This window comes from Frankia sp. Mgl5 (assembly GCF_023242985.1).
Classification (GTDB): Bacteria; Actinomycetota; Actinomycetes; order Frankiales; family Frankiaceae; genus Parafrankia; species Parafrankia soli.
In genome coordinates this window covers 1-24,298 of record NZ_JALKFY010000819.1, presented here as the reverse complement: position 1 = coordinate 24,298, position 24,298 = coordinate 1, and the positions used below count along the sequence as shown (strand labels likewise).

Here is a 24,298-nt window from a genome sequence, read left to right as displayed (position 1 = left end):
ATGAAATTCCCGGTCCCGCATCCCGTTTTTCGCCGGCTGGCATTCCTCCTGGCCGGGTACACACGTGGCCGGGCCTTGTCGATCGGTGGGTCGACACGGCGTTCCTGGTGATCCGGCTCGTCGGCACCGGCTATTCCGCTGGCCCATCCGGACGGCTCCTGGGCGCGGGCCACCGCGCTTGGCGCCGGGCCACCGGTGGGCACCAGGGCGGGCCGCGCCGGCTGTGGGACGTACTCGACGCGGCCCGGACGGGGCGGGAGATCCAGCCCAGGCTGGTTCGTTCCGAGGTGGGGAAGAACCTACCGTGCGGATCCCCGGCCGGTAGCCGCGTCGACGGCGTGCAGATGCCCGTCGGCTGTGACGGCGTAGACCAGCCCGTGCGCGACGGTCACCGTCGATTCGAACACCCTGAGGTCTTTCCGGTGCCACACGGGTGTTCCTCCACCCGCGGGGAAGGCGAGCAGGCCGTCATCGCTGGTGGCGTACAGGCGGTCCGCGGTGGCGTGCGCGGCCGTGCGATTCTGGTGCGACGAGTTACCGCGCGGCCAGTTGAAACTGCCGACCCCCTTTCCGTCGTGGGCGCGCAGGGCGCGAATTCCGCCGAACTGAGACGGGTAGATATGGCCGTTCTGGCCGACGCCGATCGTGCCGGTCTGCTTGCGGTAGTCCTTCGCCTTCCAGACGATCCCACCCGACCTCATGTCCAGGGCGAGGACGCTTTTTCCGGCGCCGACGAACAGAAGATTCCCGTCGGTCGCGGGCACGCACCAGAACTGATCCTTGGTGGGAGTGCTCCACGCCAGGGTGCCGGTTTCCGCCGAGAGGGCCGAGACCCGCCCAGGAGCTTCGTGTGAAAGGTAAAGAAGATCCTTGTCTCTCAGTATTCCGTACCCCTGAACGGGGGTGGACCACAGCTGATCTCCGGTTGTCAGGGAGAAAGCCTGAACTTGGCCGATATTGACAAAAACTCTGCTGGCGTCGACGGCCAGGCCGTGATAGCGGGGCCCGCTCGGAAGCGCGCGGTGCCATAGTTCGGCACCTGAACGTCTGTCTCCCACCCAGAGCCGGCTGCCGGATTCGGTCGATCCGTGGCGTGGGCCGACAGCCGACACGAGCAGATCACCGGCGACGAACATCCGGCCGCAGGGTGCGCCGGCCATCTCGGGGTTCTCCCAGAGCGGTTCACCGCAGCGGGCGTCGAAGGCGAAGATGCCGGCCGGCGACTGGGCGTAGACCACGTCTCCGTCGACGACGTGGCCGGGATACCCGCCGCCGTACCGCACCTCGTCGTCGCTGAGGATCCCCAGCCGCGCGGTCCAGGGCGCGGCGGCGACCTCGGGCCGCCGGATCGGGCCGCCGCCCCGGCCGGCCTTCCGCGCGGTGCCCCGGGGCGCGGACGGCGGGGTGGTCAGCGCGCCGAGGACGACGACCGCCTTGGGGTCGCCGCTGGTCGTGGGAAGCCGGCCGAGCGCGGCGGCCAGCAGGCTGGCGACGTACGGGGTGCGCGTGGCACCGCCCGTGAGGTAGACCGCCGTCAGGTTCTCCGGTTCCACGCCGGCGGCGGTGATCGTGCGCAGGAACTCGTCGCGGGTGCGGCCCAGCGGCCCGTCGGCGGCCTGTTCGAGCTCGGCCCGGGTGATCCGGATGCCGTCCTCGGGGGCGTCGTCGACGTAGTCGTCGATGTGCAGGGTGTGGGTGGGGTTCTCGGACAGCGCCTCCTTCGCCGCGGTGATCTCCAGGCGGAGCTTGGCCTGTGCCCGCCGGTGCCGCCGGCTGTCGCCCGCCCACAGGATGTTCCAGGCGTCCCGGGCCTGCGGTGGGAGATGGCCGGCGATCAGGTCCTGCAGCAGCGCGTCGAGGTCCTCGCCGCCGAAGTGCGGATCACCGCCGGGCGCCCCGCACACCTCGTAGCCGTCGGCGACCCGGCGCAGCACGGCCGTGTCGAACGTGCCCCCGCCGAGGTCGTAGACGGCGACGGCGTCGGCGAGGCCGGTTGCGGTCCCGGCGGTCCCGGCGGTGGCCGCCGCCGTGTAGTGGATGGCCGCGGCGACGGGTTCGGGCACGAACCGGGGAGCGGGCAGCCCGGCGCGGCCGGCGGCCCGGCCGAGCAGATCCAGCTCCCGGGGGCCCCAACCCGCCGGATGGGTGAGCGTGACCGTGCCCGGCGGGTCCCCGGCCTGGCGGCGCAGGGCCTCCGCCGCGATCCGGCGGAGCACGGCGGCGACCAGGTCCACCGTCGGGACGTCCCGCCCACCCAACCGGACGGTGCTCGTCGCGACCAGCGCCCGCTTCGGCAGCCGCTCGGCCCGTTCCGGGAACACGGCGGCCTGGCTGACCGCCGCTCGGCCGGTCAGGATCTGCCCGTCGTCGTCCAGGCACACCACCGACGGCAGATACCGGCTGTTGTCGATCTCCAGCAGCTCCGGCGCGCCGCCGCCGGCCGACATGGCGGCGGTGGTGAAACTGGTCCCGAAGTCAATGGCCAGTGACCAGTCGGCCACATTTCCCCCTACATGATGTGACAGCGTGTCGAGTCGTGCGGATGGGCGGGCCGGTTCTACCGCCTGCCCTGACCGGTGGCGGCGTCGACGGCGTGCAGGGCACCGTCGGAGGTGATGACGTAGACCAGGCCGTGGGCCACGGTGACCGTGGACTCGAGCACGTCGAGGTCGTTCCGCTGCCACACGGGTCGGGTACCTGCGGAGGTCAGCGAGAAGGCGAGCAGGCCGTCGTCGCTGGCCGCGTAGAGATAGCCGTTCTCGGCGCATGGCGCGCTGACGTTCCGGCCGGAATGCTGATTCCGGGCGGGGGATCGCACAGGTGACCAAGAGAAGACGCGGTCTAGCCGGCCTTTGTCCGCTCGTAGCCGGTGTATCCTGCCGCCGGACTCGGACGTGTAGATGTGGCCGTCGTTGTCGACGCCTATTTTTCCGATCTGCCTTTTGTCGAATTTCGCCTTCCAGGCGGTCTCCCCGGAGGCCAGGTCCAGTGCCAGGACGCTTTTACCCGCGGCGATGAAGAGAAGATCGCCGTCGGTGGCCGGCTGGGCCCACCCGAACTGGTCCTTTGTGGGGACCGACCAGAGTACGCGCCCGGTGTCAGGCGACAGGGCGAAGACGTTCCCCGGCTTATCGCGGGTGGCGTAAAGGAGATCGCCGACGTGCAGCAGCCGAGGATAGTAACCGGGAACAGACCACAGCATGTCTCCGCTGTCCAGGCTGAAAGCCTGCAGCTCGTCGCCGCCGCCGACGAAGACGCGAGCCTCGTCGGCCGCCAGCCCCATCGCGAGGTCGTCCTCCGCCAGCGTCGACGTGCGCCAGATCTCGGCGCCCGAGTCCTTGTCCATGGCCTGGACGGTGTCCGGGGAGATGTTCCCTTCGCGGAACACCGCCACTACCAGGTCGCTGGTTACGCACAGCAGGTTTTTCGATTCCCCGCTCAGCCGCGTCCGCCAGGCGGGCTGCCCGGAGCGCGCGTCGAAGGCGGCGATGCCGTTCTCCTCCTGGGCGTACACACGATCTGCGTCGACGATCGCTGGGTGGATGGTCAATCCCAAGGCGAGCTGATTCTTCGGGCGGATGCCGAGCTTCGCCGTCCACGGCGCCGGGTCGGCCGTGGCCTGGCGGGTCCTGCCGTCGCGGCGGCGGCGCTCGCCGCCGCCGCCGTTGTCAGCGTCGTCGGCGTCGCTGTCGGCGGTGCGGGCCCGGCTCCGTGCGGCCGCGGGCGGGGTGGTCAGCGCGCCGAGCGCGACGACGAGCTTCGGGTCGCCACTGGTGGTGGGGAGCCGACCGAGGGTGGTGGTGACGGCGGTGCTGACGCGGGGCGTGCGGGTGGCTCCACCAGTCAGGTACACGGAGCTGAGGGCGGCCGGGTCGAGGCCGGCGGTGTGGATGGTGCGCAGCAGTTCGACGGTGGTGTCCGCCAGCGGGCGGGCGATGGCTTCGTCAAGCTCGGCGCGGGTGACGCGGATGCCGTCGTCGACCCCGTCGACGTACTCGTCGACGTAAACGGTGTGGGTGGGCCGCTCGGACAGCTCGTGCTTGGCCCGGACGATCTCCTCGCGGATCTTCGCCTGGGCGCGACGGGCCCGCCGGCCCTCTCCGGCCCACAGCTCGTCCCACGTGTCCCGGGCATCCGCCGGTAGCTGCTCGGCGACCAGGTCGAGGAGCAGGGTGTCGATGTCCTCGCCGCCGAAGTTCGGGTCGCCGCCGGTGCCGCACACGTCGTAGCCGTCGGCGGTGCGGCGCAGCACCGCGGTGTCGAAGGTGCCGCCGCCCAGGTCGTAAACGGCCACGTGGCCGTCGAGCGGCACGCCGGCCCCGCCCGCCGCGGCGGTGTAGTGGACGGCGGCCGCGACGGGTTCGGGGAGGAACCGGGGCGCGGGCAGCCCGGCGTGCGCGGCCGCCTGGCCCAGCCGGGCGATCTCCCGTTGGCCCCAGCCGGCCGGGTGCGTGAGCACGACCGTGGCCGGTGCCTGGCCGTCGAACCACCGGGTCGCCTCCCGCGCGATCCGGGCCAGCACGGCTGCGACCAGCTCCACGGTCGAGGTGTCGCGCCCACCAAGCCGCACCGTGTCCCCCGCGGCCAGCGCGCGCTTCGGCAGCCGTTCGGCGCGTTCCGGGAACACGTTGGCCTGGCTGGCCGCCGCTCGGCCGGTGAGGATCTGGCCGTCGTCGTCGAGGCAGACCACCGAGGGCAGGGACCGGCTGCCGTCGATTTCCACCGGCTCGGGCGCGGCGGAGTCGGTCGCGGTGGCGGCGGCGGCGGTGAAGGTGGTGCCGAAGTCGATGGCCAGGGACCAGCCGGGCATGAACGCGCCTCCCAGGATCGGTCGTCGTCGAGCGTCGTGGGGCCCCGCTCGGTGGTCGTTGCTGGTGGGTCCGCTGTTGGACGGTCCGGCCGCGGCTGATGTTCCTGGTGTTCCGGACAAATTCTCGATGGGTGCCGTCGGCCATGGTCCGGGATGTTCCGGCCAGGGCTTACGGTGTGATCCGCGCGGTAAGTCGGGTTGTCTGGTGGGGGGCATGATGGCCGGCGGTCCAGTCGCATGCGGCAGGGTTCGTGGATGCGGCGGAGCCCATGCATGATGACGACGCGGAGCTCGCCGCCCGGGCGGCCGGAGGAGACCGCCGGGCGTTCGAGACCCTTGTCCGGCGGCATCAGGCCGGCCTGTACGGGATCTGTCGGCGGATCACCTGCGATGACCAGGACGCGTTGGACGCGCTGCAGGACACGCTGATCATCCTGTGGCGGCGGATCGGGGAGTTCGAGGGCCGGTCACGGGTGTCGACCTGGCTGTACCGGGTGGCGACGAACGCGGCCATCGACGAGGTGCGCCGGCGGTCACGGCGTCCCGACCCGGCCGCGACACTGCCGGAGCCCGCGGATCCCGGCCCGTCACTGTCCGACCAGCTCGCCGACCGGTTGGATCTCGACCGGGCGGTCGCGCGGCTGCCGCCGCAGTTCCGCGCCGCGATCGTGCTGCGGGAGTACTGCGGCCTGTCCTACCAGGAGATCGCTGAGATCCGGGACATCCCGGTCCAGACGGTGAAGTCGCAGATCTCCCGGGGACGGCGGGCCCTGGCCGAGCTGCTCGGCCTGCCCGGTGCCACCGGCACCGGCACTGGTAACTGATGAGGATTCCGGCGAGACGACGAGTCGCCGAGAAGCCCAGGAGACGCTGAAAAGCGCCGAGCAGAAAGGAACGGCGATGTCCGCGGGCCCCTTGTGTGACCGGGTACGGGCGATGTGCGTCGACGTGGAGGGAGTGTTCGGGCCGGGGCCCGCGCGGGACGGGCTCATCGCGATCCGGGACCGGCTGGCGGAGCGCACACCGCGGATCGCGGTCGGCGGGAAGCTGAACGCCGGGAAGTCGACGCTGGTCAACGCGCTGCTGGGGCAGCGGCTGGCGGCGACGAACGGCACCGAGACGACCATGGTCGTCGCCTGGTTCCGTGATCATTATCAGAGCCGGATCCTGGTCCGGCCGCGCGACGGCGCACCCTACTACCTCCCGGCCGGCCCCGGGGGCCGCATCCCCGCGGACCTGCGCCGTCCGGAGGACCGGGCGACGGCGTCCCCGAACCGTGAGGGTGATCAGGAGGTCGCGGCCGAGCTGGCCCGGCGGATCGCCTCGGTGACGGTCGAGGTGCCCAACCGGCGGCTGGCGGAGCGGCACATCATCGTCGACACCCCTGGTCTCGGTGCGCTGACCGGCCTGGACGAGGCCTCGCTGGCCGCGCTCGCCGACGCGGACGCGCTGCTCTACCTCATGCCGCACCCGGGCCTGCAGGACCGTCAGGTGCTCACCGAGCTGCGGGCCAACGCGGGCGCCGCCCGGCTGAGCGCGGCGACGGTGCTCGGTGTGCTCAGCCGAATCGACCTGCTCGGTGAACGACCCGACGACGTCTGGCCGGGGGCCCGCAAGGTCGCCGCCCGCAGCGCCGGGCAGCTGCGCGGCCTGCTCGCCGACGTGATCCCGGTGGTCGGCCTGCTCGCCGAGACGGCGTTCGGGGACGAGTTCACCGAGGCCGACACCCGGCGGCTGCTGCGCCTCGCCGACTCCGACCGGCCCGCGGTCCGCCGCGCCCTCTACAAGGCGGAGTCCTTCCTGACCTGGGACGACGGCCCGCTCGACGCGGCGGAACGGCAGCGGCTTCTGGACATGCTCGGCGTCTACGGGCTGACACATCTGCTGACTGCGATCGACGGCGGGGCGCGTAGCACCCGGGCGCTGCTCGACACGATGGAGGAGCTGTCCGGGATCAGACCGGTGCTCGACTACGTCGACCGGCATTTCGTCGCCGGCGCGGACCGCCTGCGGGCCCAGGCCGCGGTGGGCCGGCTGGAGGCGGCGATGAGCCGGGGCGCCGCGCCGTCCGCGGACGAGCGGCAGGTGCTCGACCGGATCCGGGAGGAGATCGCCCAGCTGCGGCGGCATCCGCTGCTGCTGCAGATCGAGGCCGCCGCGGCCCTGGCCGCGCTGGTCGGCGCGGCGGGCACCCCGGCCGGCGGCCGGCTGGCGGCGGACGAGACGGCCGCCGACGAACTGCTCGCTCTCGCCACCGGCGGTGACTCCGCGACCATGGTCGGCTGTGCGCCCGCGGCGAGCGGCGCCGAGGTGGCGGGTGCCGCCGAGGCCGCGCTCGGCCGCTGGCGCACCCGCGAGTCATCCCCGACCCGGGCCCTGGAACGCCGGGTGATCCGCGCCGCGATCGACCTGTGCCAGGCGATCTACACCCAGGCGGCCGCTGCGGCCTGACCGGGCCCGCGGGGATCCCGGCGGATTTTCCGGTCCGGTGCCGGAACATTCGCGCGTCAGGCGTCGTCCCATCTCCGCACACGGCCACGGCCACGAGGAGGGATCGGCGCATGGCGAGGTGGACATGGTGATCGCCGCCCTGGGAGGCGCCGCGGTGGGCCTCGCCGTCGGCGCCGCCGGAGCCAGGTGGGCCGGCACCCGACGGCGCGACGGGCTGGAAGCCGCCGCGGAGCCACGCGGGCCGGTCGAGCCGCCTCAGCCGGCCGGGCCGGTTGAGCCGCCCGGGCCGGTCGAGTCGTCGTCGGCTTCCGCTTCCACGGACCGTGAGGCGCTGGTGGGTGCCTGCATCGAGCTGTCGGACCGGCTCCGGGACGCGAATCCGGCGCTGTGGCGGCGGCTGTGCCGGGGACTGGCCGTGGTCGGCGTGGACGCGGTCGTCGTCGACGGGCAACGGTTCGACCCGGAGGTCCACGACGCGGTCGGCCGGGAGATCACCACGGACGCGGCGCGGCACCTGACAGTGGCGAGCACGGAGTTCTGCGGCTTCACCGACCGAGGCCGGCTGCTGCGCCGGCCCGAGGTGGTCGTCTACCGGATGGAGGAGACGGTCTGATGGCGACAGCGACAGCACCGGGCGAGGCTTCGGCCCCGGGTGGATCGGCGGCCCCGGGCGGCCCGGCCGGCCCGAAGCCGGATCCGGCGGCGCACCCTCTCGCGGGTGAGGTGGTGGCCTGGGCCGGGGAGGCCGCCGACGCCGTCGCCGGCCTGGGACGTCCTCAGGCCGCGGAGGCGATCCGCGCCGAGCTGGGCCGCACCCGGTCGGGCGCGGCGACGGTGGTCGTCGTGGGAGAGAAGAAGCGCGGCAAGAGCTCCCTGATCAACGCGCTGGTGGGCCGGCGCGGCCTGCTGCCCGTCGACGAGGACGTGGCCACCAGCGTGCACCTGGTGCTGCGCCACGCCGAGGAGCCGACGGCGTGGGTCAGCGACGCCGAGAGCCCGACCGGCCGGGAGATCCCGCTGAGCGACGTCGGCGAGTACGCGGCGCTGGACCCGCTGACCGGCCAGGCCCGCCGCCGCGGCGTCACCGGAGTCGAGGTCGGGCTGCCCGACCCGCTGCTGGCCAAAGGCATGGCGGTCGTCGACACGCCGGGGGTGGGCGGGCTGGTGTCCGGCCACGCCGAGATCACCCTGGCGACGCTGGCGAGGGCGGACGCGCTGGTGTTCGTGGTCAACGGGTCCAGCGAGCTGACCGCGTCCGAATGCCGGTTCCTCGAACAGGCCACCGAGCGGATCGCGACGGTGTTGTTCGTGCTCACCCAGACCGACAAGTATCCGGGATGGCGGCAGGTCCTGGACCGCAACCGCGCACTGATCGCGACCCATGCCCCCCGCTACACCGGCGCGCCGTGGTTCGCGGTGTCCAGCCGGGAGAAGCTGGACGCCGCGGCCGAGCGTGCCGCCGGTGACGGGCAGCTCGCCGACACGCTGCTGGCCTCCAGCGGTTTCCCCGCCCTGGAGGCCGCCCTGGTCAGCCAGGTCGCGGCCCGGGCCGGTGCGCTGCGGCTGGCCAACGTGCTCACCGTCACCCGGCCGCCGCTGGCGCAGCTCGCCGCCGAACGGGCGCAGGACCTGCGCTCACTGAACCGCGACCCCACTCTGGTCGCCGAGGTCACCCGCCGCCAGCAGCAGCTCAAGGCCCTCGCCGACCAGGGCGCAGGCTGGCGTGGCAAGCTCACCGGCGACGTCAAGGCCCTCGACCGGGAGATCCGCCGCGAATACCAGCGCCGGGTCAACAAGCTCCGGTCCCTGGCCGACCGGAAGATCGCCGAAGGCGGCCCGGACGTCCTGCGCGAGCTCCCCGGCGACCTGGAAGCCGGCGTGCAGGGCATCTGGATGGACCTGGAAACCATGCTGCGCCAGCGGATCACCCAGATCGTCCGCGAGCTCGGCCGGACGTTCGACGCCGACGGGTTCGCCGGTGTCGGCGTCGAACTGGCCATGCCCGACGGGCTGCGCACCCTGCCCTCCGGGGCTGCCGGCGCGGCCGGTACCGCCGGCGGTCCGAGCGTGGCCGACCAGGTCGAGCGGGCCGTGACCTCGGTCGGCATCGGTGCCCTGTTCGCCAAGGCCACCGCCTTCGTGATCGGTGGCATCGCCGCCCCCGTCGCCGCCGGACTCGGTATCTGGGCGCTGATCACCCGCCAGCGCAAGAACCGGGAGGAGGTCGCCCGCGCCAGGGGTGACGCCCGCCGCTACGTCAACGACGTCATCGCGGCGATCCAGACCGAGGTGCCCTCCGCGCTGCAGGACGCGCTCGACCGCGCGATCAGTGACGTCCAGCGCCGGGTCGCCGCCGAGCTGGAACAGACCCGCCGGCGCCTCGAACAGCAGCTGGCCGAACACCGGCAGAACCTGAAGGCCGCCGAGGAGGAACTCACCCGCAAACGCGCCGTCGTGCAGCAGGAGATCGACACCCTCACCGCGCTGAACGGCCAGGCGGACAGCCTGGCCGCCCAGCTCGCCGTCCACCAGTGAACGCGCCACCGCCGAGCTGCGGGACAGTCCGCCGGACCGTCCACGCGAACGCGGTCCGTACTGCTCGCCGTGCTGCTCGCCCGCGCGGTCAGGCGGTGCGGGCCGCGGCCCCCGCGGGCTGACCGGTGATCGGCAGGCTGTTCCCCGACGAGCCGGGCGACGACGACACGACCGCCGACTGGTCCCCGCCGCCCGGTGACCCAGCCGACGGCATCGGCGCGGCGGGCTGGCTCGACCTGCCCGAATACCCCGAGCTCGGGTCGGACGACGTCCTCACCCCGGACCTGGACCGCGCCCTGGACGCCGTCCTCGCCAGCGCACAGCTCGACCCGCTACCTGACAGCACCTGGGAACACCTGCTCGCCGCCGCATACACCAGCCCGGAGCCGGACGGCCTCGAACCGCTGCCCTCCGACGCCGCCTTGGAGGAGCCGTTTTCCGCAGGGCTCCCCGAGATTCTTCAGGATCCCTTCGCCGCCCAGGACCCGACTGACAACGAGCCGGATCCGTTCGACGACGACGGGTCGTACGGCGGGCTCGACGACCTGTTCCCGCCGGTGTGACTGCTGGCCTGGATACGAGACCTGTAAGGAAGACGGACACTGTGGCCAACTGGTCGCTCGCCATCGACTTCGGTACCAGTTTCACCACCGCGGCGACCTCCACCGGCGGTGGCGCCGCACAGCTGCTGGAGATCGACAACAGCCGGTACCTGCCGTCCATCGTCTGCCTGAACGACGACGGCCAGTTCGTGACCGGACGGAAAGCAGCCAGCCTGGCGGCCGTCTTCCCGGAGCGCGCCGAACGCCTCCCGAAGCGGGCCCTGGTCGCGACGGACACCGTCCGGCTCGGCGGTCAGGACATCCCGACCGTCGACCTGGTCGCCGCCGTCCTGGCCCGGGTCGCCAACGAGGCGATCCGCCAGCAGGGCGGCGACGCGCCATCCGCCCTGCTGCTCACCCATCCGGCTGCCTGGGGCGCCCGCGATCTGGAAAGGCTCACCGCGGCCGCCCGCGTGGCGAAGCTCCCTGTCCCCCGTTTCCTGCCCGAGCCCGTCGCCGCCGCGATCTACTACACCGCCGGCCCGACGGACGCCGACGCCGCAGTACCGCTCGACGGTTATGCGGCGGTGTACGACCTCGGCGGCGGCACCTTCGACACTGCCGTCCTCCTCCGCACCGCCGAGGGCTACGACGTGTGCGGAACCCCTGGCGGCGCCCCGCACTTCGGCGGGGAGGACATCGACCTCCTGCTGCTCGACCTCGTCGCCACCCACCTCCCACCCACCGCCCGCGACCGGTGGGACGAGCTGTGGGCCGGCTCCGACCGCCAGACGCTACGAGCCCAGGCGAAGATCCGCCAGGCCGTCGTTGAGGCGAAGCACGCGCTGTCCGAGCAACCCACCGACACCCTCTACCTGGATGAATACCTCGACGGCGTCGACGACGGCATCCGGATCACCCGCGCCGAGCTCGACGCGGCCATCACCGGCCCGCTCACCGCTACCGCCGACGAGCTGCTGCGAACAGTCGCGGCGGCGGGGCTCGCGCCGGACATGATCGCCGCCGCATACCTCACCGGCGGCGCCAGCCGCACCCCGGCCGTCGCCGACCTTCTGACCAGCGCACTCGGCCAGCTCCCCACCACCACCGGAGACCCGAAATCCGTCGTCGTCCTCGGCGCGCTCATCCCTGTTGCCCCTGCTTCGCATCGCCGTTCCGCCGCGCGCGCGTCGGCTGGGACCGTGCCGGCCGTGGTGGTTCCGCGCCCGTGGAAGGTGAAGATCGAAGACCTCGACGACTATCCGAAGCCCACCGTCGGCGGGAACCTCGTGTATGTCGGCACCGCAAGCAAGGTCTTCGCGTTCGATGCCCGCTCGGGAGGACTTGTCTGGTCCCGCCCGGGAAACGCGGAATCCAGGCAGGGGATCCTCGCCGGTGACCGCATTGTGTGGGCCGGTCGCGACGTCTTCGCCCTGCACAGAGAAACCGGTGAACAGGTGTGGGCCACGGCACTGGGTAAGGGCGAGGTCAATGGGGTGGCCGTCGACGAATCTCGGGTGTTCGTCGCCACACGGCGGAACATCCTGGCCTTCGACCTGGCCGGCGGGCAGCTGGTCTGGGCGGTGAGTGCCCATGCGAAAAATGCGTCAAGCCTCCTGCGTACCGGGAACATCCTCTGCACCATGGACGAGGCGGATGGCGTCTACGCTTTCGATCCCGAATCCGGTCGGCTCCTCTGGCACACCCCGACCAAGGGCGGCTTCTGGTCGGAGGTGGCTACCGACGGTAATCTTCTCTTCGCCTGTGCGGGTGGGAGTGTGGTCGCGCTGACCCCCGATACCGGCCAGCCGGTCTGGTCGACGCAGCTCAAGGGGAAGAGAGCGGTCGGCGAGATCGGCGTCAGTCCTGACGGGTACCTGTACGCGTCTGACATGAAGCATCTGCATCGGATACGAGCCGCCGACGGAACGATCATCGCTTCTCGCAACATCGGTGGGCAGAATAGAACTCGACCCTGCATCACCGCCGACTGCGTGATCGTCGCCAGTGACGACCACAACGAGGACCCCCGACTCGAGGCGCTGTCCCTGGACCTCGGACGCAGCATGTGGAAGCGCTCCGGACTGGGCGGCATTTTCGCATCACCGGTCCACGGCCACGGCCACGGCCACGTCTACATCTGCGCGGACGACGGCTATCTGCACGCCATCAGAACGGTGGACGGCAAGGGCGGAAAGAAATCCGGATAGCCGCAACCACTGCGGCTGAGCGGAAATCCGGGCCACATCAACCGCAGCACCCGAAGGAGTTGACATGCCCGACCCCGATGATGACCTCGACGTCGAGTTTCCGGATGGCGCGACCGTCACCAACCCCGACCAGGACGCACTCGGTTACGTGTACGAGACCCACGACGACTACCTGCACGGAACCAACCCGCACGAGCTGGAGGACCTCCAGTTCGGCGGCTACGGCGACCCCGACGACGCGGACCCGGGCAGCCACTGGTGACGAAGGAGGATCTGTGAACGGCTGCTCCCCGGCATTGCCGGGGAGGGTTGACCTGATCCGCGTCCCGGGTGTCGCGTGAGTGGGCCGTGGGCCGTGGGCCGTCGAAGTTGTCAGAGGCTGGTGTCGTGGAACCCCGCGTCGAGGACGTCCGCGTCGTGGAGCCCAATGTCGAGCCCGTCGTGGTCCTCCCAGCCCCAGGGCTCCGGTGCGAGTCCCGCCGGATCGGAGTCGTCCCAGTCGGGCAGCTCGGTCGAGGTGGTCGGATCACTGCCGTGATCGGGCCGGCCGGCGAGATCGTCGATCGGCCCGTCTCCGCTGTCCGACCCGCCCGCGGGAAGGTACGCGCTCAGACCCGGATCCTGTTCGGCGGCTCCGTGGTGATCAGAAGCGTCCCCGGCCACGAGACCCCCGGCCCACAGCCGGGTCATCGTCAGACCCGCAGCCGCGACGCCCTCGCCGCCCACCAGCAGCCGACCGGCCGTCGCCGGCCACGGCCGACCGGGCTGGCCCACGGGCCCGACCGACGGATCGGGCACCAGCACCCACACGTGCGCGGAGAAGTCCTTGCCGGGAAGACGGACATCCGCCTCCCGGACCGCCACGCCGGCCATCGCGGGCGATCCGTCGACGATCACGTCCTCGTACAGGTCGTCGGTCAGGGCCACCGCGAGATCCCGGTCCGGGTACGCGGCCAGCGCCCCCCGCAGCGCGGGCGACCCGACGATGCGCGACGCGGCGACGACCGCCTTCGCCACGTAGCCGGCCGCGGCCCGCCGGACGGCCCCCTGCGTCAGCGCGGCCCGCAACCGGATCCGCGCGTCGTCGCCCGGCTCCAGCCGGTTGACCCGTGCCAGTTCCAGCGCGAGGCCGTGGACGAGCCCCGGCACCGCCCGCCCTTCGTCGACCCCGACGGGCAGCAGGAGCAGGAAGCCGTCACCCTGCTCCTGCACGTCGCAGGACTTCCAGGCGACCCCGACGCGTCGCAGCGCCGCGTCGAGCGCGCCGGCCAGTCTGGACTGGATGGCGAGCTGGTGCCGGCCGGCCCGTCGACTGTAGGACTCGACGTCCACCATCAGACAGAGCCGGCGGTACGCGGGTGGCGAGGTGGGCACGAAACCTCCGACGTCACATCCCGATGGCAGGGGGCGTCTCCATCATGAGTGTCGAGGACGCGCCGGCGCCGGCGATGAGGACGGACCGGGTCAGGTCACCTGCCAGATCCGGGCGGTCTCGTCGTCGCTGCCCGTGGCGATCAGCCTGCCGTCAGGCGAGAAGGCCACGGCGGTGACCTCGTCGTCGTGATCGGAGAGCTTCGCGACCCGGGCCCAGCCCGACGTTCTCCACAGATGGGCATTCTCATCGGCGGCGGCCGTCGCCAGCAGGCTGCCGTCCGGGGAGAACGCGGCGTCGTAGACGCCGTCCGCGTGCCGTAGCGCGGTCACCTGCCGTCCGCTGCCGACGTCCCAGATCCGGGCCGTCTCGTCATCGCTCGCGGTCGCCAGCAGCCTTCCGTCCGGTGCGAACGCCGCGCCGTAGACCCAGTGGGTGTGCCCACGCAACACCGTGATCGTCCGGCCTGTCCGCAGGTTCCACAGCCGTGCCTCGTGGTAGCTCGTGCTGGCCAGCAGCGTGCCGTCGGGGGAAAAGATGATCTTCTGGACGTCCGTCGGGTGCCCGGCGAGCGTCGCGACGTAGCTTCCCGTCGCCATGTCCCACAGCCGGATGGTGTCGTCATCGCTTCCGGTGGCGAGCAGCCGTCCGTCCGGCGCGAAGGCGACCCCGTTGACCCCTCCGGCGTGCCCGGCCAGGACGAAGTGCTGCGCCCCGGTGCGGGGGTCCCACACCCGGACCTTCTTCTTGTCGCTGACCGAGGCCAGCAGCGTTCCGGTGGGTGAGAACCGCACACCGCGGACGCAGTCCTTGTGCCCGACGATCGTCGTCCGCGCCGAGCCGGTCGGGACATCCCAGATCCGCACGGTCTCGTCGTCGCTCGCGGTCGCGAGAAGGCGTCCGTCCGGGGAGAACGAGACGTCGTTGACGGTGTCCTCGTGTCCCGTCAGGGTGACGGCCACCCGGACGGCCCACGCGGTTCCCTCGGTGATGCGCGCGTTCGAGGTGGAGCCGGGGCTGGAGCGGGCGGAAGCCGTACGACCTCGCCCTGGCGTCGCCGTGGCGGTGGCGGCCCGGCCGCGGGAGCCATCGCCGCGGGACCCGTCGCCGCCCGGCGCCTCGCGGCGTCCAGCCGAGGTCGGTCCGCTCGCTGGCGGTTCCGGTGCCGGCGAGATCGCCGGCGGTGTGGTGAGCGCGCCCAGCGCGACGACGAGTTTGGGGTCGCCGCTCGTGGTGGGCAGCATCCCGACGGCGGTGGTGACGGCCGCCGCGACCCGGGGTACGCGGGTGGATCCACCAGTCAGGTAGACCGCGGCGAGAGTGCCGGGCTCGAGGCCTGCGGTGTGCACGGCGCGGCGTAACTCGACGGCGGTGCCGTCGAGCGCGGGGGCGATGGCGTCCTCGAACTCGGCGCGGGTGAGCCGGATCCCCTCGTCGACGCCGTCCAGATAGTCGTCCAGGTAAAGGGTGTGCGTGGGCCGGTCGGACAGTTCGTGCTTGGCCTTCACGATCTCGTCGCGGATCTTCGTCTGGGTGCGGCGGGCTCGTCGGCCGTCGCCGGCCCACAGCTCGTCCCAGGTACGCCGGGCTTCGCCCCCGAGATGCCCGGCCACGAGATCCAGCAGCATCGCGTCGACGTCCTCGCCGCCGAAGTGCGGGTCCCCCCCGGTGCCGCACACCTCGTAGCCGTCGGCCGTGCGCCGCAGCACCGCCGTGTCGAACGTGCCACCGCCCAGGTCGTAGACGGCGGCGTGCCGTCCGAGCGGCACTCCGTCCGCCGCGGCCGCTGTGTAGAAGACCGCGGCCGCGACGGGCTCGGGAAGGAAACGCGGGGTTGGAAACCCGGCGCGTGTCGCCGCCAGACCGAGGCGTTCGATCTCCCGCGACCCCCAGGCGGCCGGGTGAGTCAGGACGACCGCGCCTGCCGGCCGCCCGTTGAACCGCCGGGCGGCCTCCCGCGCGACCCGGGCCAGCACGGCGGCGACCAGGTCGACGGTCGGGATGTTCCGACCGCCCAGACGCACCGTGTCCGCCGTGACGAGCGCCCGCTTCGGCAGCCGCTCCGACCGTTCCGGGAACACCGCCGCCTGGCTGGCCGCCGCTCGTCCGGTGAGGACCTGTCCGTCGTCGTCCAGACAGACCACCGAGGGCAGGGACCTGCTGCCATCGATCTCCAGTACTTCCGGTGCGGCACCGGCGGCCGCGGTGGCGGCCGCGGTGGCGGCCGCCGTGTAGGTGGTACCGAAATCAACGGCCAGGGACCAGTCGGCCACGTCGTCCTCTCCTCCGCCAGGTGAGCGATCCGTGATGAGACGACGTGAGCCGGTCGAATGTTCCCAGTTACCGCTCTTACAGCTCGTTTCACAAAGACTGATCAAACGCGGCGTGTCGTGCCTGCCTGACCGGTAGACATCGGTTCATGCGTGACGAGGCGACGGTGAGCGAGGAGCTGTGGAAGCGGCTGGCGCCGCTGATCCCGGTCCGGCAGCGGCGGTTCCGCTACCCGGGCCGGTTGCCGGTCGACGACCGGGCGGCGCTGGAAGGAATCCTGTGGGTGCTGCGGAACGACGTGCCCTGGCGGGAGCTACCGACCACACTGTTCGGGGTGTCGGGAGTGACGTGCTGGCGCCGACTGCGGGACTGGGCCGAAGCCGGGGTCTGGCAGCGGCTCCACGAACAGCTGCTCGCCGAGTGCAACGCGGCAGGGCTGCTCGACCTGCACCAGGCCCTGGTCGATTCCTCGCACATCCACGCACTGAAAGGGGCTCCGAGACGGGTCCGCGCCCGGTCAACCGAGCCCACCCCGGCTCGAAGCACCACCTGATCACCGACGCCACCGGGGTTCCGCTCGCCACACTCGTGACCGGCGGGAACCGGCACGACGTCACCCGGCTCATCGGGCTGGTCGAGGCGATCCCCCCGATCATTGCCCGCCGTGGGAAGCCCCACGGCTCCGGCCCGGGCCGCCAGCGCTGGCCCGTCGAGCGCACCTTGTGCCTGGCTGCACCAGTTCCGCCGCCGTTGCAGTACCAGCGCTGGCGGCCGGCAGCGGGCGCGCGTCCCTGAGCACGAGCGGCCGGCCGCCGACCCCGGACGAACCGTTCCGGTTTTCTTCTCCCGGTCCCCGTGAGTGCTTTCCGCCGCGGGTCAGATCTCGAGGGGCAGCTTGTGGAATCCCCGGATGGTGGCGGTGTGGATGAGCTCCGCCTCCGACATGTCCACGTGCCAGTCGGAGAAGCGCGCGAGGAACTCCTCCAGGGCGATCCGGCCCTCGATGCGCGCCAGTGCCGCCCCGAAGCAGTAGTGGACGCCCTTGCCGAAGGTGAGGTGCGCGTCGATCTTGCGGTGGATGTCGAACGTGTCCGGGTCCGAGAAGACGCGCGGGTCACGGTTCGCCGCGCCGGTGAGCAGCGTGACGATCTTCCCCTCCTCCACGGTCTGCCCGTGCAGCTCGACCGGCTTCACCGTCACCCGGACCTGGATCGGCGACGGCACCTCGAAGCGCAGTGTCTCCTCCACCGTGTTCGCGACGAGGGACCGGTCGGCGACGACCTCGGCCCGCTGGGCCGGATTGTCGGACAGCACCTTGCCGAGCCACCCGATCAGCCGGGCCGTGGTCTCGACACCGGCCGCGTAGAGCATCCCGACGTAGTTCAGGATCTCCGCGTCGGTGAGGCCGCGTTCCTCCTTGGTGAACACGTCGGTGAACCGGGCCTGGATCAGGGTGGTGAGGAAGTCGTCGGCGGGATTCGCCTTCCGGTACTTCAGGAACGGCGCGTACGGCTCCCCGATGCTGGGCAGCCGCTGCTCGTCCTGCGGCTTCTCCTCCGTGAGCCGGGCCGACTCCTCGACGTGGTCACGGAGGTTCAGCAGGTACTCGTCGGGGATGCCGACCAGGGCGCCGATGACCCGCATCGGCAGGTGACTGGCGAAGTCCTGCATCAGGTCGAACCGGCCGCTGCCGACGAGCGGGTCCAGGTACTCCGCGCACAGCTCCCGGATCCGGGCCTCGAGCACCCGCACCCGCCGGGGGGTGACCGCCCGGCTGAGGATCAGCCGGTGCATGTCGTGCTGGGGCGGGTCCTCGGCGATGAACAGGCCGGGCGGGGTCGGGATTCCGGCCTTCACCATCTCCATCAGGATGCCCTTGGAGGACGTGTACGTCTGCCAGTCGACCGACGCCTCCTCCACGTCCGCGTATCGCGACAGCGCGTAGAAGTCGTAGCGCTCGTTGTAGTAGAGCGGCATCTCCTCGCGCATGCGGGTCCAGACCGGATACGGGTCCTGGTCGATGGTGAAGTCGTACGGGTCGTAGTAGATGTCGGTGGCGGCGGTGCTCACGCGGGCTTCCTCTCGGCGGGTGCGGGTGCGGGTACGGCGGACGTGGGCGGGGCGCTCGCCGCCGCCAGTGTGTGGATCGCGCCCGGCACGGAGGCGCCCGAGGGCCGGGAGCGTAAGACGCCGGCGGTCACACCGGCTCGCAGAGGGCCTTGACCTGGAGGTACTCCTCAAACCCGATCTTGCCGTTCTCGCGGCCGATTCCGCTCTGCTTGTACCCGCCGAAGGGGACGTCCGGCCCGTAGTAGATGCCGCCGTCCACGATCATCGTGCCCGCGCGGATCTTGCGGGCCACTGCCTTGGACCGCTCGTGGTCACCGGAGAACACCGCGCCCGACAGGCCGAAGATGCTGTCGTTGGCGATGCGGATCGCGTCCGCCTCGTCATCGAAGGGCAGCGCGACCAGCACGGGCCCGAAGATCTCGTTGCGGACGATGTCCGAGTCCTCGGGCATGTCCGCGAACAGCGTCGGCTCGAAGTAGTAGCCGCGCTCGAGATGCGCCGGCCGGCCGCCGCCGATGACCGGCGTCCCGCCGGCCGCCTTGGCCCGCTCGACGATGCCCTCGACCCGGTCGCGGTGGCGCTCGCTGTTCAGCGGGCCCATCAGGTTGTTCGGGTCGAGCGGGTCGCCGTACGGCATCATCGACAGCATCTGCGCGGCGAGCTCCACCCCCTCCTCGAAGCGCGACCGCGGCAGCAGCAGGCGGGTCAGCGTCGCGCAGCCCTGCCCGGCGTGGATGCACACCATGAAGGTGGACATGCCGATCGCCGTGCGGAAGTCGGCGTCCTCGAAGACGATGTTCGCGGATTTGCCACCCAGCTCCAGGAAGCACTTCTTGATGGTCTCGGAGCCCAGCTTCATGATCCGCCGGCCCACCGCGGTCGAGCCGGTGAAGCTGATCAGGTCGACCCGCGGGTCGGTGATCAGCTCCTCGCCGCGGTCGTTGGCCGAGCTGGTGATGACGTTGAAGACACCGGGCGGGATGTCCGTGTGCTCCGCGACGAGCTTGCCCATGGCGCTGGCGCACCACGGGGTCGTCGGGGCGGCCTTCAGCACCACCGTGTTCCCGGCGGCCAGCGCCGGGCCCACCTTCGCCAGGTTCACCTGGGTCGGCTGGTTCCACGGCGTGATCGCGCCGACCACCCCGTAGGCCTCCCGCTCGACCCACCGGTGGGCCCCGAAGCCCTCGATGTTGCCGTGCCCGAAGTCCTGGGTGAACTCGTACTTCTCCAGCATGTCGGCCACCCACCCGAGGCCCTCGACCGGCATGTCGTAGGTGGAGCCGGACATCTTGGTCGGCAGGCCGACCTCCGCCGTCGCCATGGCCTTGTACTGGTCCGCATGCTTGGCCATGGCGTCCTGCAGCTGGCGCAGGCAGCGCACCCGGAAGGCGGTGTCGGTGCTCCATCTGGTCTCGTCGAAGGCCTTGCGGGCGGCGGTGATGGCCGCGTTGACGTCGCCGGTGGAGGCGTCGGCCGCAACGCCGATCGAGGACTCGGTGGCCGGGTTGATGTTGTCGTAGGTGGCCCCGCCCTCCGCGTCCACCAGCTGGCCGTCGATGAGCAGCTTCGCGGCGTTAAGACCGGCGTATGTCATGTCTTCCTCCTGTCAGGTGGGCCACGCCTGTTCGCGGCGGACGACCGCGGAGACGGCCCATTCGGTCTGGCTCTTGCGGGCCGAGGCGGGCGGCTGCAGGCAGTCGGGTGTGGGGACCGTGCGTCCGGGCTGGACAGTCCCCGACCACGTGACGGTCCTGCCGTCGTTCTCCTGGAAGGTCAGCTCGGCACGCGAGCCGTCGAACGAGCCGCCGCGCGGGCGGTCCAGCACGCGCCACCCCTCGCGGCGGAGCACCTCGGCCTCCAGCGCCTGCATCTGGGGGCTCTCCAGACCGGAGCAGCCACGGTAGTGGTCGGCGACGGCGGCGAAGTCGCCCTCGCGTCCCAGCACCGCGCCGACCAGGTCGATGTCGGCGAACGCCCAGCCGGTGCCCTGCGGGAGCACGAGCGCGACCGGGGCGAAACGGTGGCCGCCCAGGTGGCTCGTGCGCCACAGGTTCACGCCCGGACGCGGGCCGGGCGCCGCGAGCCGGACCGCCAGCCCCGCCCCGAGCCGGCCGCAGCACGCGTCGCGCCGGCCGTGCCCGCACACCAGGACATCGACCGCGGGAGCCTCCAGGCTCGACGGCGCCGGATCGGCGGCCGCGGCGACCAGAGCGGCGACGGTGTCCGGCAGCGACGGGCCGGCCGTGGCCTCGAAGCGTCGGTAGCCGGCGAAGCCCGCCTCGCCCGGCGGGCGGGCGTGCAGGATCACCCGGCGGCTCTCCGCCGGGGCGTCGGGGTCGACGGGCATGACCGCCTGCAGCCGGTAGCCGGCGGGGCCGATGACGGGCGCGACCGCCTCGGCCTGCGCGGTCTCGCCCACGTCGTGCGGCCACGGCAGCGGGATCTCGACGAGCAGATAGCCCGGGTAGGTGCCCGCGGTCCCCGCCGGGGAGAGGGAGCTCGCGCGCGCCCAGTCGCTGCACCTGATCTTCGCGTCGCGGTCGAGGCCGAAGAACGGGGGTTCCGCGGTCGTCGTCATGCGCTCAGCCCACCGGGTCCGGGGCGACGGCATGGTCGCGCAGGGCCGGCGCCACCCTCGGGCTGGTCCGCCAGTCGACGACGCCCTCGTCCCCGGGAAGGCCCATGGGCATGCCGTTGTCGTGTACCCAGCCCCAGTGGGCGTGGTTCAGCTCGTGCAGTGTGAAACAGGCGTTCAGTGCTGTGTAGAAGCCCATGTGGTCGACACTCTGGTTGACCGATTCTTTGATCAGAAGCGCCGCCACGGTGGGTATGGCGGCGATCCGCCGGGCGAACGCCAGGGCGGATTCCTGAAGCTCGTCCGGAGGGAAGATCTTGGATACCATCCCGAGGCGCCAGGCCTCCTCGGCGTCGATGGAGTCTCCGGTGAGGAGAAGCTCCTTGGCCTTGCGCGGACCGAACTCCCAGGGGTGCGCGAAATACTCCATACCGCACATACCAAGCCGCGTTCCCACCATGTCGGCGAACGTCGTGCCCTCGGCGGCGACAATGAGATCACACGCCCACATCAACATGAGTCCGGCGGCGTAGACCTCGCCGTGCACGGCGGCGACCGTGATCTTACGCAGGTTGCGCCAGCGGCGGGTGCTCTCGAAGAAGTGGTGCCATTCCTGCAGCATCAGCTTCTCGGCGCCCTGCCGGGTGCCGCCGTTGACCCCGGCCGACGGATGCTGGTTGGGCCCGGGCGCCATGTCCTCCCGGCCCTGCCGCGAGCCCATGTCGTGCCCCGTCGAGAACATCGGGCCGTTTCCCCCGAGGATCACGACCCGTACCGCGTCGTCCTCCTCCGCCCGCAGGAACGCCTGCCCGAGCTCCACCAGAAGTCCCCGGTTCTGGGCATTGCGCGTCTCGGGACGATTGAGCATGATCCGCACGATCGCACCGTCGTCGAGCGACTCGTACGTGAGGTAGCGGTAAGGCGAATCGCTCATCGGAGCCCTTCTGTCCAGGATGCGCGAGATCCATCCGTGCAATGTCAGCCGGATGTCGGTCGGGCGGATGCCGGGCGGACCGTTCAACTCTCGGACCGTTCGACTCGCGGATCATCTACCTGGGCCGTCGTTGTCCATATTTACACTAGGTTGAAGTACATGTACTGTCAACCCGGCCTGCTGGAGGGGGATGTGGATGAAGGTTGCGCCGACCGTGTCGGACTTTCCGGACCGAGCGGAGATGATGCGCCCGGAGGGTGTGACACAGGGTGCGCCACCCGCACGGAATATCAGACACGACGCACTGCTTCGAGGCCCGAGCACAGATGACGGGCGGACCCGGAGGTTCACAGATCATGACTGACGGACAGGCATTTCGTTACGACGGCAAGCGGGTCGTGGTGGTCGGCGGCGCCACGGGCATGGGAGCGGCCGCGGCCAGGACGGCCGCCGGCCTCGGCGCCGAGGTCGTGGTCCTGGACCGCGCCCCCGTCGACTATCCCGTCACACAGTTCCTCCAGGTCGATCTGGGTGACCGCAAGCAGATCGACGCCACCCTCGACGAGCTGGACGGCCCGGTGGACGCGCTGTTCTCCGCGGCCGGCATGGCTGCCGGCCCGGCGGTGATGCGGGTCAACTTCATCGGGCACCGGCACATCATCGAGCGGATGGTGGCCGAGAAGACGTTAACCACGGGGTCGGCGATCTGCCTGATCTCATCGGTGGCCGGGCTCGGCTGGCAGAACCACCTGCCGACACTCATCGAGTTCCTCGCCACTCCTGACTTCGAATCCGCCGACAGCTGGGTCAGCGCCCACGAGGGCACCAACAGCTACATGTTCAGCAAGCAGGTCATCAACGCCTATGTCGCCCGCGAGGCCTACCCGCTGCTGAGCAAGGGTGTCCGGATCAACGCCATCTGCCCCGGCCCGACCGACACCCCCCTCGCCCAGGCGAACAGCTGGCTCGGATTCGACAAGCAGTACCGCGAGGCGACCGGCACCACGCCGCTGCTGGCGGAGCAGATGGGCGAGGTGATGGTCTTCCTGAACAGCCCCGCGGCGAGCGGGATCAGCGGCGTCAGCCTGCTGGTCGACTCCGGGCACGTCATGGCCTCGATCGGCGGGTCCTGGGAGCCGGGCAGGCCGGTGATCGAGTTCCTGATGACCCAGAACGCGATCTGACCGCCGCACCCGGCGCTCGCCCCTGGACAGCACCCGGCCCCGGTACCGACTGTCGGTACCGGGGCCGGGTTCGTCCTCGAGCGGCTAGCCCACCGAGGCCGGGCTGCTCACCGGATTCTGGTTGCGGGAGGGGAACGGCGCGACGTCGAGCAGGGAGAGCACGCCCGGCGGGGCCGCGCACACCCGGGGAACCGCGTTGACCACGCTCATCGCCGAGGCGACGGCGATCGGGTCGCCGACGTAGCCGGCGGGCGCGGAGAGCTTCATGTCCAGCTGGACGCTGGGCAGGCCGACGACCTCCGCCCGGTAGCCGTCACCGCTGAAGCCCAGCTCGGAGAAGTCGTTCTCACGCAGCTTCTCCACGTGCTCGACGACGACCGCCGGCCGCCCGCCGATGATGCCCTTCACCCGGTAGCGCAGCCCGGAGATGGTCCCGGCCGGGATGTGCCCGGACGCGACGTCGAACGTCTCGTCCGCGTAAATGAAGTCGTGGTCCTCGACGATCTCCTCGATCGTCCCCCCGAGCGCGTCGGCGAGCAGGTGCAGCGTCGTCGCGTGGTAGCTCGTGGTCACACCCGGCTGCAGGATGGGGATCCGGTCGACGTCGTTCTGGCCGAAGCCGAAGAACTTCGTGATGCCCGGGCCCTCCCAGAAGGCGTTGTTCATGAACTGGTACATGTGGACGCTCGTGACCTCACGGGTCAGGGTCAGCGCGGACAGCGCGAGCCCGGCCGTTCCGTAACCGGGGTCCATTCCCACCGTGAGGAAGGACGTGCCGCCGTCGAGGCAGGCCTGTTCGAGCTCCTGGTAGAGCTTGTCGTCCTGGGCGCGGGGGTACACCAGCGTCGGCCACCAGAGGTTCACGACGTTCTTGCCCGACCGCAGAATCCGTAACAGCTCCCCGAACGTCTCCGTCGGGTCCTCCACCCAGTTGCGGCCGACCGCGAAGACGACGCAGTCCGCGGGCGCGGCGAGAAGGGCGTCCCTGTCCCGGGTCGCCCGCACGCCCAGCGGTGGTAAACCGCAGAGCTCACCGATGTCACGGCCGTCCTTGTCCGCCGAGTGGACCCAGGCACCCGCCAGCTCCAGATCGGCGTGGCCGAGTATGCCGGCCACCGCCTCTCTGGCAACCGTGCCGGCTGTCCACTGAATGACTCGATAAGACACGATCTCCTCCGTCGGTCAGGACCGGTTTTCAACTCGGTTGAATGCACTGTGCCTGTTGCACGCCGGCCGCACGGCGACCGGAGGACGGATGTCAGGTGACGTCAGGTGATGGCGCCGTCGATTTTGAGTTTGATGATGGTGTCGTCGGTGTGGCCGAGTTCGTGTAGGAGGGTGTCG

The 24,298-nt window shown here is 71.2% G+C and carries 17 protein-coding genes and 1 pseudogene; 9 read left to right on the top strand and 9 right to left on the bottom strand.

Annotation, left to right across the window (positions count from 1 at the left end):
- Positions 1–299: 299 nt before the first annotated feature.
- The gene (locus MXD62_RS32335; RefSeq protein WP_248833150.1) at positions 300–2,501 is read right to left on the bottom strand and encodes an Hsp70 family protein; all 2,202 of its coding nucleotides are present in this window, start codon (positions 2,499–2,501) and stop codon (positions 300–302) included.
- Between the two features lie 56 nt (positions 2,502–2,557).
- Entirely contained in the window at positions 2,558–4,810 is a 2,253-nt protein-coding gene (locus MXD62_RS32330) for a hsp70 family protein (RefSeq protein ID WP_248833149.1), read from the bottom strand.
- Positions 4,811–5,079: 269 nt separating this feature from the next.
- Here MXD62_RS32330 and MXD62_RS32325 point away from each other — a divergent pair, with 269 nt between their 5' ends.
- The 7 genes from MXD62_RS32325 to MXD62_RS32295 all read left to right on the top strand — a co-directional run bounded on the left by MXD62_RS32325 (position 5,080) and on the right by MXD62_RS32295 (position 12,810).
- A complete protein-coding gene (locus MXD62_RS32325) occupies positions 5,080–5,634 on the top strand; it encodes a sigma-70 family RNA polymerase sigma factor (protein WP_248833148.1) in 555 nt (184 codons plus the stop codon).
- 76 nt (positions 5,635–5,710) lie between these two features.
- Entirely contained in the window at positions 5,711–7,261 is a 1,551-nt protein-coding gene (locus MXD62_RS32320) for a GTPase (RefSeq protein WP_248833147.1), read from the top strand.
- Between the two features lie 124 nt (positions 7,262–7,385).
- On the top strand, positions 7,386–7,874 hold the full coding sequence (locus tag MXD62_RS32315; RefSeq protein ID WP_248833146.1) for a nucleotide exchange factor GrpE: 489 nt from the start codon (positions 7,386–7,388) through the stop codon (positions 7,872–7,874).
- Positions 7,874–9,796: a dynamin family protein gene (locus MXD62_RS32310; protein WP_248833145.1), complete on the top strand. Its 1,923-nt coding sequence runs from the start codon at positions 7,874–7,876 to the stop codon at positions 9,794–9,796. The genes MXD62_RS32315 and MXD62_RS32310 overlap by 1 nt, the downstream gene beginning before the upstream one ends.
- Before the next feature lie 125 nt (positions 9,797–9,921).
- Complete coding sequence (locus MXD62_RS32305; protein WP_248833144.1) at positions 9,922–10,359, top strand: hypothetical protein; 438 nt, start codon at positions 9,922–9,924, stop codon at positions 10,357–10,359.
- A gap of 41 nt (positions 10,360–10,400) precedes the next feature.
- Positions 10,401–12,548, top strand: a complete 2,148-nt coding sequence (locus tag MXD62_RS32300) for a PQQ-binding-like beta-propeller repeat protein (RefSeq protein WP_248833143.1) — start codon at positions 10,401–10,403, stop codon at positions 12,546–12,548.
- A 64-nt stretch (positions 12,549–12,612) separates the two neighbouring features.
- Complete coding sequence (locus MXD62_RS32295; RefSeq protein WP_248833142.1) at positions 12,613–12,810, top strand: hypothetical protein; 198 nt, start codon at positions 12,613–12,615, stop codon at positions 12,808–12,810.
- 110 nt (positions 12,811–12,920) lie between these two features.
- Here MXD62_RS32295 and MXD62_RS32290 read toward each other — a convergent pair whose 3' ends face one another.
- Together MXD62_RS32290 and MXD62_RS32285 are read right to left on the bottom strand one after the other, a co-directional pair.
- Positions 12,921–13,922, bottom strand: a complete 1,002-nt coding sequence (locus MXD62_RS32290) for a hypothetical protein (protein WP_248833141.1) — start codon at positions 13,920–13,922, stop codon at positions 12,921–12,923.
- 90 nt (positions 13,923–14,012) lie between these two features.
- Positions 14,013–16,193 carry an Hsp70 family protein gene (locus tag MXD62_RS32285; protein ID WP_248833140.1) on the bottom strand — a complete coding sequence of 727 codons (2,181 nt, stop codon included), beginning with the start codon at positions 16,191–16,193 and terminating at the stop codon, positions 14,013–14,015.
- 146 nt (positions 16,194–16,339) lie between these two features.
- Here MXD62_RS32285 and MXD62_RS32280 point away from each other — a divergent pair.
- Positions 16,340–16,936 (top strand): annotated as a pseudogene (locus tag MXD62_RS32280) (IS5 family transposase); the annotation flags it as partial.
- A 131-nt stretch (positions 16,937–17,067) separates the two neighbouring features.
- Here the strand turns inward: MXD62_RS32280 and MXD62_RS32275 are convergent.
- The 4 genes from MXD62_RS32275 to MXD62_RS32260 all read right to left on the bottom strand — a co-directional run bounded on the left by MXD62_RS32275 (position 17,068) and on the right by MXD62_RS32260 (position 21,770).
- Positions 17,068–18,261: a cytochrome P450 gene (locus MXD62_RS32275; RefSeq protein WP_248833139.1), complete on the bottom strand. Its 1,194-nt coding sequence runs from the start codon at positions 18,259–18,261 to the stop codon at positions 17,068–17,070.
- Positions 18,262–18,388: 127 nt separating this feature from the next.
- Positions 18,389–19,855 (bottom strand): aldehyde dehydrogenase family protein, encoded by a 1,467-nt coding sequence (locus MXD62_RS32270; RefSeq protein WP_248833138.1) that lies wholly within the window; start codon positions 19,853–19,855, stop codon positions 18,389–18,391.
- A gap of 12 nt (positions 19,856–19,867) precedes the next feature.
- Positions 19,868–20,839 (bottom strand): sucrase ferredoxin, encoded by a 972-nt coding sequence (locus tag MXD62_RS32265; RefSeq protein ID WP_248833137.1) that lies wholly within the window; start codon positions 20,837–20,839, stop codon positions 19,868–19,870.
- 4 nt (positions 20,840–20,843) lie between these two features.
- A complete protein-coding gene (locus MXD62_RS32260; protein WP_248833136.1) occupies positions 20,844–21,770 on the bottom strand; it encodes an enoyl-CoA hydratase in 927 nt (308 codons plus the stop codon).
- Positions 21,771–22,126: 356 nt separating this feature from the next.
- Here MXD62_RS32260 and MXD62_RS32255 point away from each other — a divergent pair, with 356 nt between their 5' ends.
- On the top strand, positions 22,127–22,954 hold the full coding sequence (locus MXD62_RS32255) for an SDR family oxidoreductase (protein ID WP_248833135.1): 828 nt from the start codon (positions 22,127–22,129) through the stop codon (positions 22,952–22,954).
- An 84-nt stretch (positions 22,955–23,038) separates the two neighbouring features.
- Here MXD62_RS32255 and MXD62_RS39945 read toward each other — a convergent pair whose 3' ends face one another.
- Positions 23,039–24,121 (bottom strand): dihydrodipicolinate reductase, encoded by a 1,083-nt coding sequence (locus MXD62_RS39945; RefSeq protein ID WP_248833134.1) that lies wholly within the window; start codon positions 24,119–24,121, stop codon positions 23,039–23,041.
- Positions 24,122–24,298 lie beyond the last annotated feature (177 nt).